Here is a 13,694-nt window from a genome sequence, read left to right as displayed (position 1 = left end):
ATACTTGCCGACCAGACTTCCCGGCGCACCGTGGACCACCCTACCGTCCCGGAGTGGTCAACGTTTGCGCGCGGTCACCAGGAGATATTCCCATTCCATGGCGGTCCCGTCGAAGTGGCGTCGCGCGAGGTCGGCGAGTTCACCGTCCAATGCGGCCACCCGCTCCGGGTCACCGGCGATGTTGCGGTACACGGCGATCGTGGGGCCGTACCGCTCCTTGAAATAGTCGCGGAACTCCTCGGGGGTCGGGAACTTCTCGACGTGCAACGTCTGCCGCGTCGCCGTCAGATCGGTCACCCTGTCCCCGAACAGTTCGCGGACGTGTTCCTCGCGACCCCAGAGCGGTGGGGGTTGCGCGCCGGGTGGGGGAGCAGGGGCATACGGTTTCATCGTCGCGAACATCTGACCGATGAAACCCTCCGGCGTCCAGCTGAGCAGTCCAATCCTTCCTCCCGGACGGCAGACACGGACGATCTCGTCGGCGCTCTGCTGGTGGTGCGGCGCGAACATGACGCCCACACAGGACATGACGACGTCGAACTCCTCGTCGTCGAAGGGCAGTGCCTCGGCATCCGCTTGCTGCCATTCGACCGCAGCCCCCGCCGCAGCAGCCTCACGGCGTCCCACATCGAACAGTTCCGGGGTGAGGTCGCTGGCGACGACGTGGCCCCCTGCGAGCGCGGCGGGAATAGCGGCGTTGCCCGACCCCGCTGCGACATCCAGGACGTGGTCGCCCGACCGCACCTCGCACGCTGCCACCAGCGCCGGTCCGAGGTCCGGGATCACCTCGCCGGCCAGCGAGGGGTAGTCGCCGAGCGCCCACATGGCGCGGTGCCGGGTTTTCAGCTCGCGGTCGGCCTCGACTGCGTCGATCGTGTCCTTCATCTCGAAGACCTCCTGTGGTCGGATGGGCGCCTGGTTGTCAGGACGCTCAGGTGCCAGCCTTCGCGCAACGGGTGCCCGGGAAAAGACACCCTGGGGTGGTTTCCGGCCCCCCGACTTCAGCCGTCGTTGCGGAACTGCGCCGCGAGTTCGCTGCGGGAGCGAACGCCGAGCTTCGCGTAGACCCGTGTCAGGTGGTACTGCACCGTCTTGACCGACAGGAACAGTTCTCCCGCCGCCTCCTTGTTGCTGGCACCACCGGCGACGAGTTCCGTCACCGCCTGTTCCTGAGGCGTCAGGTCCGCGAGTGAGACACGACTGCGCTCGAGGTTGAGCCCGCCCGCCTTGATTTCGCGGTCGCACCGCAACACGTACGACGTTGCACCGAGGGCCGAGTATCCCTCCCGGGCGGCCTGGATCACCGCATCGGCATCACGGCGTTTACCGGCCCGTCGCAGGGTCTGGCCGTACGCGAAGTTGACCCGGGCGCGGTCGTAGGGCAGGGGCAACGTGTCGAGATGCTGCAGTGCTTGCTCGAAGACGGCTCGGGCGGCGTCGATATCCCCTCGGGCGCCGAGTATGCGTCCGCGGGCGTAGCCGAGCCGCGCCTGGGCGGAACGGTGCTGTCGCGCTGCGGCCCGTTCCTCGTGTGGGATGAGGAAGGTGTCGGCGTCGTCCACTCTCCCGACCATGACGAGCGCATTCGCGTAGACGTCCGGCCAGTGCCAGAACCCGGGTTCGTCGACGCCCTCCCGCGGCCGGAGCCGGGTGAGGGGTTCGAGTGCGCGAATCACCGTGGGGTAGTCGGCTTCCACCTCGGCGCACTGGGCGCGTGCCAGCGAGGACGGTAAGAACATGATCGGGTAGTCGTGGAGGCTCGCGGCCGCCCGCCGGAGGTGATGCTGTGCGGCATCGCGGTTGCCACGCAGCGCCTGCGTCTGCGCTCCCGTCCAGTGCACGAGTGGCCGCAGTAGGTCCAGCCCGACATCCTCCAGCTGACGCGCGGCACGTTCGACGGTGGCCACGGCCCCACTCCAGTCACCCAGGGCGAACTGGGTGCGTGCCAACCAGGCCTGCGCCCACAGCGAAATACGGGCAGACCCCATCCGAAATGCCGTCGGGACGGCACTTTCGAGTTCCTGCCGCGCCGCCTCCGGCTCGTCCAACGCCAGGTCGAGCCACCCCCGGGCCATCTCGAAGCGTTGCGACTGGGCGCCCAGTGCGACTGTGGCCGACAGGTGGTCGTACGCGGCCCGCGCCTCGGCTGTCTTGCCCGTCGCTGCCAGTCCTAGGCCCATGATCGCCGCGGATTCCACGGCCGAAGGATCGCTCGGGTCGACGAGTGACACTGCCCGCGAACCCCACTGGACGAGGTCGGGCCCATGCCACCGGGCCAAGGAGTCGAGGACCCGGCGCTGACAGATCAGTGCGGCAGTCGCCGGATCCGCGGCGGGGTCGCAGGCAGACCACGACTGCGTGAGCAGCAGGTCGGCCTCCGCGGGGCGGCCCCGCTGGATGGCCAGATAGCCGAGGACGGCGTCACGGAGCGGGCTTGCGGGGAAGCTTTCGATCTCGGGTGCGAACGCGATCGCCTGCGGCAGATTTCCGGTCCCGACCAGGGCGTCGACGGCGCGGATCAGGCGTTGCTCTCGAATGCGTCGGTCTGCGCTGAGGCGGCTCGACTTGATCAGGGCGTCCGCGACGGCGGACCAGGCCCCGACCGTGGCCCGGTGGACGGCGTGGCGGTCGAGTTCATCGGCGAGTTCGGGGTGGGGAAACGGCGACGCGGCAGCGAGATGGTCGAGGCGCTGACTGTCGTCGTCGACGACGCGTGCTGCGTGCTCGTGCAGGTCGCGCAGTCGGATCGGGCCGAGGTCGCGGTAGACGGCGGCCCGGGTGAGTGCCGAGGGGAACACCAGCACGGTAACGCCGCGATGCTCACCCATCGTCAGCAGTCCCGCTCGGTGCGCCTCGTCGAGTGCTTCGACAGGATTCTCGATGTCCGCAAGTTCGGCGACATCGGCGAAACGCGGATCACCGCCGAGGACGGAGGCCGCTTCGACCAGGGCGCGCGCGGGCGCCGAGCACGCCGTGAGCCGCGAGCGCACCGATGCGGTGACCGCCCGGGGGACGGGCAGCACGGGTTGCCAGTGGGACCAGGCGCCCGGATCCACTTCGTGCAGGAGTTGCGTGACGTGCCGGGGATTTCCGGCCGTGTGCTGCGTGAGCTGGTGCGCAAGGGGCGCTGGAAGTTCCACGTGCGCAATGCGGTTCGCGAGTGTGCGAATGTCGGACGCATCGAGGGGCGGGACACACAGCCGGTGACGGTGATGTCGGTCGAGGAGCTCGATCACGTCGGGCGAGACGTCGGCGGACGGTTCCGACGTCGTGATCAGCACCAGCATGGCAGGGCGGTCGAGAAGATAACTGGCCGACGTCACGGCCTGCAAAGAGTCGAGGTCGGCCCAGTGTGCGTCGTCGAGTACGACCACGGCCTTCTCCCCGGGAAGTGCGGTCACCGCGGCGGCGAGCTCATGGGCGACGCCCAGAGGATGTCGTGCGGTCACTGCGGACCCCAGCATCTGCTCGACCACGCCGAACGGGTGCCCCGTCGCCCAGGGCGTAGACACTGCGGCAAGTGTCGGCACCTCGGAGTGCGCCGCGAGGAACGCCTCGACGAGGGTGGTCTTGCCGATGCCGGCGGCCCCTTCGACCAGCACGACGGCCGGCATGTCGGGAGTCGCCCCGCGCAGGAAAGCCTCGAGACTTGCGAGCTCACGCGAACGGCCGACGAGTTCGCTGTTGGCTGGGTCACTCACAAGGCTCACCGTATCGCGACGCGATTTCAGGCGGGTGCCTGGCAGAACGGCGGAACGCTTGTAACGTGAGGTGAGAAGCAGCTGATCGACACGGACGCAGCAGTCGAGAGATCCGGTGCACTTATGACGACGGACGCGAACTCCACCAAGCTGGAGCGGGTGGTCATCCGCTTTGCCGGCGATTCGGGTGACGGCATGCAGCTGACCGGGGACCGGTTCACCTCGGAGGCGGCGGCATTCGGCAACGATCTCGCGACGCAACCGAACTTCCCCGCCGAGATTCGTGCGCCGCAGGGCACATTGCCAGGGGTGTCGTCGTTCCAGATCCAGATCGCCGACTTCGACATTCTCACCGCCGGTGATCGCCCCGATGTGCTGGTGGCAATGAACCCTGCCGCGTTGAAGGCGAATCTGCCCGACCTGCCTCGCGGCGGGATGATCATCGTCGACATGGACGGGTTCACCAAGCGGAACCTGTCGAAGGTCGGGTATGCGGCCAGTCCGCTCGAGGACGATTCCCTCGCGGACTACACGGTGCACCCGGTCCCGATGACGACGCTGACGGTGGGCGCGGTGCAACCTGCGGGCCTGAGCCGAAAAGACGGTGAGCGGGCCAAGAACATGTTCGCGCTCGGATTGCTCTCGTGGATGTACAACCGGCCCACACGCAGTATCGAGCAGTTCCTGCGCACCAAGTTCGCGGCGAAACCCCAGATTGCTGAGGGGAACCTCCTCGCCTTCACGGCGGGGTGGAATTACGGTGAGACGACGGAAACCTTCACCGCTACCTACGAAATCTCGGCCGCGACCCTGCCGCGGGGCACCTACCGTCAGGTGACCGGCAACACCGCGCTGGCCTTGGGAGTGGTGACGGCGGCGCAGCTGGCCTCCCGCGAGGTGTTCCTGGGCACGTACCCGATCACTCCGGCGTCGGACATCCTGCACGAGCTGAGTAAGCATCGGAACCTGGGCGTCACCACCTTCCAGGCGGAGGACGAAATCGCCGGTATCGGGGCGGCCCTCGGGGCGTCGATCGGCGGGGCGCTGGGGGTGACGAGCACGTCCGGACCGGGCCTGGCGCTGAAGAGCGAGGCGATCGGGCTGGCGGTGATGACGGAGGTGCCGTTGCTGGTGATCGACGTGCAGCGCGGTGGGCCGTCCACCGGACTGCCGACCAAGACGGAACAGTCGGATCTGCTGCAGGCAATGTACGGGCGCAACGGTGAATCGCCCGTTGCGGTGCTGGCGCCGCGGTCACCCGCCGACTGCTTCGACACCGCTGTCGAGGCCGCGCGGATAGCCCTCACCTATCGCACGCCGGTGCTTCTGCTTTCGGACGGTGCCATCGCGAACGGCAGTGAACCGTGGGCTGTTCCGAATGTGGCGGACATGGACCCGATCGACGTGGACTACGAGAAGGCGCCTCCGCCGGAGGGGGTGTTCGCGCCCTACGCGCGCGACCCGGAGACGCTGGCCCGCGCCATGGCGGTGCCCGGCACCAGCGGGCTCGAGCACCGGATCGGTGGGCTCGAGAAGGCCGACGGCAGCGGTGACATCTCGTACGATCCCGCCAACCACGACCTCATGGTCCGGCTGCGGCAGGCGAAGATCGACGGCATCACCGTCCCGGATGTGGTGGTCGACGATCCCTCCGGTCAGGCGGAGTTGCTGTTGATCGGGTGGGGTAGTTCGTACGGTCCGATCGGTGAGGCGTGCCGCCGGGCCCGGCGGGAGGGGAAGAAGGTTGCCCGGGTGCACCTGCGACACCTCAACCCCCTGCCGTCGAATCTCGGTGCGGTGCTCCGCAGTTATTCCACAGTGGTGGCACCCGAAATGAACCTGGGCCAGCTGGCGATGATTCTGCGATCGAGGTACCTCGTCGACGTGCAGTCGGTCACCAAGGCGCAGGGTCTCGCGTTCCTCAGCGACGAAATACACAGGGTGATCGACGCGGCGCTGGCGGGAACGTTGCGCGAGCAGGAGCTGGCCAAGACCTCCGACGCGCTCGCTTCGGCCACCTATCGGACGAACCGCCCCCGGCAGGAGGAACCGGCGTGACCCAGATGATCAATCGCATCGGGAGGACTCTCGCACTCAGCGCGACCGCGCACGTCCCACACACCGATGTAGCGCAGAAAGCCAAGGACTTCACCACGGATCAAGAGGTGCGGTGGTGTCCGGGTTGTGGTGACTACGTCATCCTGGCCACGATCCGCAGTTTCCTGCCGGAGCTCGGCCTGAAGCGCGAGAACATGATGTTCGTCTCCGGCATCGGATGTTCGAGCCGGTTCCCCTATTACCTCGACACGTACGGCGTGCACTCGATCCACGGCCGTGCCCCGGCCATCGCGACCGGGCTGGCGGTGACACGTCCGGACCTGTCGGTGTGGGTGGTCACCGGTGACGGTGATGCCCTCTCCATCGGTGGCAACCACCTGATCCACGCGTTGCGGCGCAACGTGAATCTGACGATCTTGTTGTTCAACAACCGGATCTATGGCCTCACCAAGGGCCAGTACTCACCGACCTCGGAGGTCGGGAAGGTCACCAAGTCCACCCCGCTGGGGTCCGTGGACCACCCGTTCAACACGCTGTCCCTGGCGCTCGGTGCCGAGGCGACGTTCGCGGCCCGCGCCCTGGACTCCGACCGCAAGGGCCTTACCGAGGTGCTGCGTGCGGCCGCGGCGCACCGGGGCACGTCGTTCGTGGAGATCTTTCAGGACTGCCCGATTTTCAACGACGGTTCGTTCGACGTGCTCCGCAAGGAGGGTGCGGAGCAGCGGCTGATTCCGTTGACCCACGGAGAGCCGATCGTGTTCGGGAACGCAGGCGAATACTGCGTCGTGCGTGCCGGTTTCGGTCTGAAGGTGGTCGAGACCGCCAACGTCGACCGGAACGAGATCGTCGTGCACGACGCCCACACCGATGATCCCGACTACGCGTACGCCCTCTCGCGGCTGTCCGACCAGGACCTCACCCACACGGTGACCGGCGTATTACGCAGCGTTGTGCGCGACACCTACGACGATGCGGTACGCAGGCAGAACGACCTCGCCCGCGAGAGGGATCCCGTAGACGAGGGCTCGCTCCAGCGGCTTCTGACCGGGCACGACACCTGGACCGTTTAGGCGGTGACGGGCGCAACCTCGGCGCGGAGGGCGACTCGTGCGCGCGGTACGAAGAACGTGACGAAGGCGCCCAGTACGGCAATGCCCGCGAACACGGAGAACGCGACCTGGCTGCTGATCCCTGCACTGATGAGTGCGCCGCCGATGAGGGGTCCGAAGATTCCGCCCAGCCGGCCGAATCCGGCGCACCATGCCACTCCCGCAGCGCGGGCGGAGGTCGAATAGTAGTTGGACACGAAACCGTAGATCAGCACCTGAGTTCCGATCGTGCCCACTCCGGCAACTGCGACCGAGGCGAGCAGCACCGGGAGTGGGAATCCCAGGGTGAGCACCACCAGCGCGACCGCAGCGAGGAAGAACGTGGTGGCCACGACTCGCTGAGGGCCGATACCGTCGGCGATCTTGGAGGCGATCAGACCGCCGATGATGGCGCCGCCGTTGAGGACCAGCAGGAAGGACAGCGACCCCTTGGCGTTGAAGCCCGCGTCTCCCATGATTTTCGGCAACCAGGTGTTGAGTCCGTAGGTGAGGAGGAGGCCGGAGAAGCTCATCACACCGAGAAGTCCCGTCGCCCAGGCATACCGGCGGGTCGCGAGGGCCGCGAATCCGACTTTCTCGACCGATGCGTGTTCGAGGGCGATCTCCTCTGCGTCGGGCATCGGGATGCCCGTGTATTCGGAGATGCGGCGGGCCTTGTCCTCGTACCCGCGTGCGACGAGCCACTTCGGGGACTCCGGTAGCTTCATGAGGGCCAGTGGCAGCAGCGTGACGAGCGGGAGTGCGCCGATCCAGAACAGGCCACGCCAGCCGATCGCGTCGCGGAGCACTATGGCCAGCAGAGATGCGAGTACACCGCCGGCTGGGACTCCGCTGTAGACGATGGCGTTGTACAGATTGCGCTTTCCGGGAGGTGCGAATTCGGCGACCATCGCGCCCACGGTGGCGACGAGTCCGCCGACCCCGATCCCGGTGAAGAATCGGAGCAGTCCGAAGGTGGTGATGCTCGTGGCAAGCGCCGCGAGCCCCATACCCACGGAGAACCATACGATGTTGATCAGCATCATCCGCCGGCGGCCGAGATAGTCGCCGATGGCGCCCGACGCCAGTGCGCCGACCATCACACCGACGAGGGCGTAGGAACCGAGCGCGCCGGCCTGGGCCGGTGAGATCGCCCCGAGTTGACTGGGGTCGTCGAGCAACATCGGGAGGATGGTGCCGTAGACGACGAGGTCGTAGCCGTCGAAGACGATGGCGATGGTCGCGAGTGTGACGATCCAGGTGACGGCCCTGCGATGGCGGGGGCTGGCCCAGCTGTCGGTCGTGGATGAGTTCATGGTGATCTCCGCTCGGGAAGTCTGACGAGGAGCCGGGTTGCCCGCCAATGAGGCGGTGGAGATATGTGGGGCCGCTAGCCGAGGTCGCCGCCGGCGACGGGCAGTACCGAGCCGGTGATGTAGGAGGCCTCGTCGGAGGCGAGGAAGAGGATCGCGGCGGCCTGTTCGTCGAGGGTGCCGTACCGCCTCAGCAGGGATGAGTCGACGGTCTGGTCGACGATCTGCTGGTACCACGCCTTCTCCTGCTCGGATTCGGTATCGGGACCGCGTGGGACGCGGCGCGCCGGTGCCTCAGTTCCTCCGGGAGCGGTGGCCACCACGCGAATTCCGTACTGTGCCGCCTCGAGCGCGAGCGACGCGGTGAGAGCGTTGACCCCGCCTTTCGCGGCTGCGTAGGGCACGCGATTGACTCCGCGGGTTGCAACCGACGATACGTTGACGATCGTGCCGCTGCGCTGCGCGATGAGATGCGGCAGTGCGGCGCGGCACGTCCACAGCGTCGGGAACAGCGATCGCTGCACCTCCGCGGCGATCTGTTCCGGCGTGTAGTGCTCGTACGGTTTGGCCCAGATCGTTCCGCCGACGTTGTTGATCAGCACGTCGATCCGGCCGTGCTGGGCGCGGGCCTCGTCGATCGCGTCCTGCGCGTCGGTGAACTGTTCGAGGTCCGCGGTGATGCTGTGTGCCTCGGCCCCCTTCTCCCGCAGTACCTTGGCGACGTCGTGGACGAGTTCGGCGCGGTCGACGAGGACGACGGACGCGCCCTCGTCGGCGAGCCGGGTTGCGACGGCCAGCCCGATTCCCTGTGCGGCGCCGGTGACGGTGACGGCCCTGCCGTCGAACCGATTCGCGTAGAACGCCGGCCTCATGCGACTGTGCTGTTCTCGATGGCGCGGCACATGGTGGTCTTCGCGTGTGCGCTGTGCGCGACGATCAGTTTCCGTGCGGAGTCGCGGTCGCCCTTGTCGAATGCGGCGACGATGTCGAGATGCTCTTGCGGGATGTGCTCGTCGACCCAGCCGGAGTTCCGGAGGACCTTGCGCATCAGCTGGGTGACCTCGAGCCGGTTGTACGCCTCGAGCAGCACCTCGTTGCCGGTGCAGCGGAAGAGGAACTCGTGGAACCGGAAGTTGGCGTCGGTGAATGCGTCCGCGTCGGTGAAGTGGTCCCGGTCGATCGAGGCGCCGGACGCTTCGGCGAGGATGCGGTACTCGCCCAGCTGTTCCGGAGTCAGTCTGCCGATGGTGAGTTCGAGCGCGCCGAGCTCGAGTGCCATGCGGGCGTCGAACTGCGCATCCGACTCGGACAGCGGCTGGTGTTCCTCGCCGATCTCGTACTCGGGCACAGCGGATTCGGGCGTTTCGGCCGGTCGCGGTGCGGGTGTCTCGGATCTGTGGGGCGTCGCCGCAGTGTTGAACTTCTCGAAGTAGAAGTTTGCCGGCGTGATCCCCTCCGACTTCAGGTGGTCGCGGACGGCTTCGACCATTGGCGGCGGCCCGCACAGGTACACGTCGACGTCACCGTCGTTCAGATGCGCCGGCTCGAACAGTCCGGTGACGTACCCCTTGTTCGGCGCGCTGCTCGCCGGATCCGATACGCAGTAATCGAATGTGAACTGCGGCAGCGACTTCGTGTATGCCTCGAGCTTGTCCAGCTCCACCAGATCTGCGTCGGACGAGACTCCGTAGACCAGGTGCACGGGGTGGTCGGCGGCGTCGGTGCGCATCGTGTCGAGGATCGACAGCAGCGGGGCCAGCCCGGTGCCGCCGGCGAGTAACAGAGCGCGACGCTTCTGCTCGCGGAGGAAGAAGCTTCCCATCGGGCCGGTGAACTCCAGCGTGTCGCCGATCTGTGCGCGGTCGCGCAGGTATTCCGACATCAGGCCGCCGTCGGTGATCTTGACCAGAAACGACAGTTCCTCGGACGTGGGCCCGGTGCTGAACGAGTACGAGCGCGTCGCCTCCGTCCCGGGCACGGTGATGTTGACGTACTGCCCGGGGAGGAACACCAGATCTTCGCGGTTCGCGATCTCGATCGTGAACCCGATGGTGGTGTCGGAGAACCTGCGGATCGCCGTGATCGTCGACGAGAACGTACCGGTGGCGGTCTTGGCGACGTCGGAGGTCGTCGGAATCCGCAGCACCAGATTGCTTTCCGGCATCATCTGGCACGGAAGGCAGTAGCCCTGCTCCGCCTCGTCGTCGGTGAGCGCTTCCTCGATGTAGTCGCCGCCGTCATACGTGCCGGATTCGCAGAGCGACTTGCAGGTGCCGCACGCACCGTCTCGACAGTCGAGGGGGATGTTGATGCGCGCGCGGTAGGACGCGTCGGCGACCGTCTCGTCGCCGTCACACTTGATGAAGCGGGTGATCCCGTCCTCGAAACTCAGTGCAACTTGGAAAGTCATGAAAACAGCTCGATTCGCGAAGAATGGGGAAGAAGGTCAGATGTGATAGATGTCGACCACGTGGTGGATGTAGTCGTTCTTGAGCACGACCTTCTTCTTCAGGATCAGCGGCTGCTCACCGGAGAAGTCGATGGTGTAGAACGAATTCCCGAAGTACGTGTCGACCGTGTTGTAGCGGAAGTAGAGCGTGAACCAGTTGAACCGGACGTCCACGACCTCGCCGCGACGCTCGGTCACCTCGACGTTCGAAATATTGTGACCGGTACGCGGTTCCGGCAGGCTCGTCGCGCTCGACCTGTCCGTCTTGATGCGGAACACCCGATCCTCGATGCCGCCGCGGTTGGCGTAGTAGATCAGGGAGATTTCGGTCATCGGGTCGGTGGTCAGTTCACCGTCGTCGGCCCATGCCGGCATCCAGAACTCGGAGTCGGGGTGATAACACTCGATCCACTTCTCGAATTCACGGTCGTCGAGGTGGCGGGCCTCACGGTAGAGGAACTGCTCGATATCGTGCTGGGTGACGGTGTTTTCGGCTACTGCAGTCATGAAACTTTTCTCCCTCAGCGGTTGTTCGCAGCAGCGGCAGCGTCGGCGTCGAGCGCCTTGGTGAGCGCCTGCACCCAGTAGCCGTGCTGGATCGGGTAGAGGCCCTCGTCCTCGGTCTTCACACCGCTGGAGATGGGGTTGATACCAACCTTCTTCGCATCCTCGTCGGGGCCCCGGAGTTGGTGGGTGACACCGCGGCTGAGGTCGTTGAACGGTGCGGCGCCGGCCTGGTACGTCTTCTGGCAGGAGCGGAACTCCTCGAGATCATCCGGGGTGGCCATGCCGGTGGCGTTGAAAAAGTCTTCGTACTGGCGGATGCGGGCTGCACGTGCCGCCCGGCTCTCACCCTTGGGGGCGATGCAGTAGATGGTGACCTCGGTCTTGTCGACGGAGATGGGACGGAAATGCCGGATCTGCGAACCGAACTGGTCCATCAGATACACGTTCGGGTACAGGCACAGGTTGCGGGACACCCCGATCATCCAGTCGGCGCGGTCCTCGCCGTACTCGGCGACGAGTTCGTCGCGACGCTCGTTGAGGGGGCGGTTGGCGGGGTCTGCCCACTTGGTCCACAGCAGCAGGTGACCGTTGTCGAACGAGTAATACCCGCCCTGCTGCTTCGACCACTTGCCGGCGTCCATCGCCTTGGTGGCGTTGGTGGATTCGCCCGACTCCCGGCGCGACGTGGTCGCGGCGTAGTTCCAGTGGGTGGCGGACACGTGGTAGCCGTCGGCGCCGTTCTCGGTCTGCAGCTTCCAGTTGCCGTCGTAGGTGTAGGTGGATGCACCGCGCAGCACCTCGAGTCCCTCGGGTGACTGGTCGACGATCATGTCGATGATCTTCGTGGTGTCACCGAGGTGTTCCTCGAGCGGCGGGACATCGGGGTTCAGGCTGCCGAACAGGAATCCGCGGTAGTTCTCGAACCGCGCGACCTTGGTGAGGTCGTGGGAACCGTCCTTGTTGAACTGTTCCGGGTAGCCGGCCTCACGCGGGTCCTTGACCTTGAGGAGCTTGCCGGAGTTGTTGAACGTCCAGCCGTGGAACGGGCAGGTGAAGGTGGTCCGGTTGTCCGTCTTCCGCCGGCAGAGCATGGCGCCGCGGTGGCTGCACGCGTTCACCAGGGCGTTGAGTTCGCCCTCCTTGTTCCGGGAGATGACGATCGGCTGACGGCCCATGTACGTGGTGAAGTAGTCGCCGACGTTCGGGATCTGGCTCTCGTGGGCCAGGTAGATCCAGTTGCCCTCGAAGATGTGCTTCATCTCGAGTTCGAACAGATCCTCGTCGGTGAATACGCTGCGTCGCACCTGATAGCGTCCGGTTTCCGGGTCTTCGATCAGTGCGTCGGCCAGCTTGGCGCGCACGTCGTCGGACGGCGCTGTGTACAGGGTTTCAGTCATGGGATCCTCCAAGATCTCCGGGGGCTTGCGCCCTGCGAGGGCGCCCGGGTCCGGCAATGGATTCCACTCTTGCAGCCTGTGCGCTGCATCACACTAGGCATTTACCGAGTACTGCCTAGGACATGTTCACGATGCGCACACCGGGGCCGGCGACCCCGGTGTGCGCGACGTTCAGACGGCCGGGGTGAACTTCTCACGGAAGATCCGCCGCGGAGCCATACGACGGCGCTTGAACGCCTTGACGCCGGCGTCGACCATGGCGGGTGGCCCGCACAGGTAACCGGAATAGCCGCGACAGCTGTCGAAATCGTCGACGAATGCGTCGGTGACGTAGCCGGTCCGCCCAGGCCACGTCTGGTCGCTCAGGCATGGCCGGTAGCGGAATCCGGGGTGCGCGCGTTCCCACTCCTGGAACAGGTCCACGTCGTAGAGGTCGGCTTCCTCGCGCACGCCGTGATACAGATGAACCGTGCGGTCGGGTGTAGCCCTGAGCGCTTGGGCTGCTATCGATTTGAGCGGCGCGAGCCCAGTTCCGCCGCCGAGCAGGATCATCGGCCCGTCGTCGTCGGTGTCGAGGCAGAAGTCACCGAGCGGACCCACCATGTCGACGCGATCACCCACACTCAACGGTCCGAAGATCCAGTTGTCGGTGGCCAGCCCGCCGGGTTGGCGGCGAATGTGGAATTCGAGCACTTTCGACTCACTGGGGGAGTTCGCCATCGAGTACTGGCGCCCCTGATCTGAGCCCGGCACCCGTAACTCCACATACTGCCCTGCCGAGAACTCGAGCGGACTGTCGAGAGTGACGAGTAAGCGCCGGGTGTCGCGGGCGATGTTCTCGATGCCGCTGACCGTGCCCACCAGGTCCCGCAGGGCATGAACGGTCGCCGCGGGTGCCGAGTCCAGCCGCTCCACCACCGTGTCACCGCAGGGAGCAGCCTGGCAGGCCAGCGCGAACCCGGCGTCACGCTCGGCCGCACTCAGTGTGCTGTCGGGAGATCTCCGATGATCCACCGAACCCGACACGACCCGCAGTTTGCAGGTCCCGCAGGTGCCCTGGTTGCACGAATTGGGCATCCAGACGCCGCCGCGGAGAAAGGCGTCGAGGATGGCTTGATCGGGACCGCACTGGACTGTGTCGGTGCCGACGGACACGGTGTGTGTCTCGGTGCGGGTCATGG

10 protein-coding genes are annotated in these 13,694 nt (G+C 66.2%); 2 read left to right on the top strand and 8 right to left on the bottom strand.

From position 1 onward, the window contains the following. Positions 1–57 precede the first annotated feature (57 nt). Both CBI38_RS27280 and CBI38_RS27275 read right to left on the bottom strand, forming a co-directional pair. Positions 58–885, bottom strand: coding sequence for a class I SAM-dependent methyltransferase (locus tag CBI38_RS27280; RefSeq protein ID WP_109333852.1), 828 nt, complete (start codon positions 883–885; stop codon positions 58–60). 116 nt (positions 886–1,001) lie between these two features. Further along, on the bottom strand, positions 1,002–3,701 hold the full coding sequence (locus CBI38_RS27275; protein ID WP_109333851.1) for an AAA family ATPase: 2,700 nt from the start codon (positions 3,699–3,701) through the stop codon (positions 1,002–1,004). Between the two features lie 123 nt (positions 3,702–3,824). Between CBI38_RS27275 and CBI38_RS27270 the strand changes: the two genes are divergently transcribed. Next, on the top strand, positions 3,825–5,759 hold the full coding sequence (locus tag CBI38_RS27270) for a 2-oxoacid:acceptor oxidoreductase subunit alpha (RefSeq protein WP_109333850.1): 1,935 nt from the start codon (positions 3,825–3,827) through the stop codon (positions 5,757–5,759). A gap of 5 nt (positions 5,760–5,764) precedes the next feature. Then, positions 5,765–6,829: a 2-oxoacid:ferredoxin oxidoreductase subunit beta gene (locus CBI38_RS27265; protein WP_109335394.1), complete on the top strand. Its 1,065-nt coding sequence runs from the start codon at positions 5,765–5,767 to the stop codon at positions 6,827–6,829. Here CBI38_RS27265 and CBI38_RS27260 read toward each other — a convergent pair. The 6 genes from CBI38_RS27260 to CBI38_RS27235 all read right to left on the bottom strand — a co-directional run bounded on the left by CBI38_RS27260 (position 6,826) and on the right by CBI38_RS27235 (position 13,692). Then, positions 6,826–8,163, bottom strand: coding sequence for an MFS transporter (locus tag CBI38_RS27260; RefSeq protein ID WP_109333849.1), 1,338 nt, complete (start codon positions 8,161–8,163; stop codon positions 6,826–6,828). The two genes, CBI38_RS27265 and CBI38_RS27260, sit on opposite strands and share 4 nt — an antisense overlap. A 74-nt stretch (positions 8,164–8,237) precedes the next feature. Continuing rightward, the gene (locus tag CBI38_RS27255) at positions 8,238–9,032 is read right to left on the bottom strand and encodes a 1,6-dihydroxycyclohexa-2,4-diene-1-carboxylate dehydrogenase (RefSeq protein ID WP_109333848.1); all 795 of its coding nucleotides are present in this window, start codon (positions 9,030–9,032) and stop codon (positions 8,238–8,240) included. Beyond that, positions 9,029–10,570: a benzoate 1,2-dioxygenase electron transfer component BenC gene (benC, locus tag CBI38_RS27250; RefSeq protein ID WP_109333847.1), complete on the bottom strand. Its 1,542-nt coding sequence runs from the start codon at positions 10,568–10,570 to the stop codon at positions 9,029–9,031. The genes CBI38_RS27255 and benC overlap by 4 nt, the downstream gene beginning before the upstream one ends. A 36-nt stretch (positions 10,571–10,606) precedes the next feature. Then, complete coding sequence (gene benB / locus CBI38_RS27245; protein ID WP_109333845.1) at positions 10,607–11,116, bottom strand: benzoate 1,2-dioxygenase small subunit; 510 nt, start codon at positions 11,114–11,116, stop codon at positions 10,607–10,609. Between the two features lie 14 nt (positions 11,117–11,130). Then, entirely contained in the window at positions 11,131–12,513 is a 1,383-nt protein-coding gene (gene benA, locus CBI38_RS27240; RefSeq protein ID WP_109333843.1) for a benzoate 1,2-dioxygenase large subunit, read from the bottom strand. Positions 12,514–12,684: 171 nt separating this feature from the next. Continuing rightward, positions 12,685–13,692, bottom strand: coding sequence for a 2Fe-2S iron-sulfur cluster-binding protein (locus CBI38_RS27235; protein ID WP_109333841.1), 1,008 nt, complete (start codon positions 13,690–13,692; stop codon positions 12,685–12,687). Between the last annotated feature and the right edge of the window lie 2 nt (positions 13,693–13,694).

Source organism: Rhodococcus oxybenzonivorans (assembly GCF_003130705.1).
Taxonomy (GTDB): domain Bacteria; phylum Actinomycetota; class Actinomycetes; order Mycobacteriales; family Mycobacteriaceae; genus Rhodococcus_F; species Rhodococcus_F oxybenzonivorans.
This window is presented reverse-complemented; position numbering and strand designations above follow the sequence as displayed.

Coding starts and splice junctions, on each gene's coding strand:
- CBI38_RS27235 (WP_109333841.1), bottom strand. CDS start 13,692: ATGACCCGCACCGAGACACACACCGTGTCCGTCGGCACCGACACAGTC.
- benB (WP_109333845.1), bottom strand. CDS start 11,116: ATGACTGCAGTAGCCGAAAACACCGTCACCCAGCACGATATCGAGCAG.
- benC (WP_109333847.1), bottom strand. CDS start 10,570: ATGACTTTCCAAGTTGCACTGAGTTTCGAGGACGGGATCACCCGCTTC.
- CBI38_RS27260 (WP_109333849.1), bottom strand. CDS start 8,163: ATGAACTCATCCACGACCGACAGCTGGGCCAGCCCCCGCCATCGCAGG.
- CBI38_RS27255 (WP_109333848.1), bottom strand. CDS start 9,032: ATGAGGCCGGCGTTCTACGCGAATCGGTTCGACGGCAGGGCCGTCACC.
- CBI38_RS27280 (WP_109333852.1), bottom strand. CDS start 885: ATGAAGGACACGATCGACGCAGTCGAGGCCGACCGCGAGCTGAAAACC.
- CBI38_RS27270 (WP_109333850.1), top strand. CDS start 3,825: ATGACGACGGACGCGAACTCCACCAAGCTGGAGCGGGTGGTCATCCGC.
- benA (WP_109333843.1), bottom strand. CDS start 12,513: ATGACTGAAACCCTGTACACAGCGCCGTCCGACGACGTGCGCGCCAAG.
- CBI38_RS27265 (WP_109335394.1), top strand. CDS start 5,765: ATGATCAATCGCATCGGGAGGACTCTCGCACTCAGCGCGACCGCGCAC.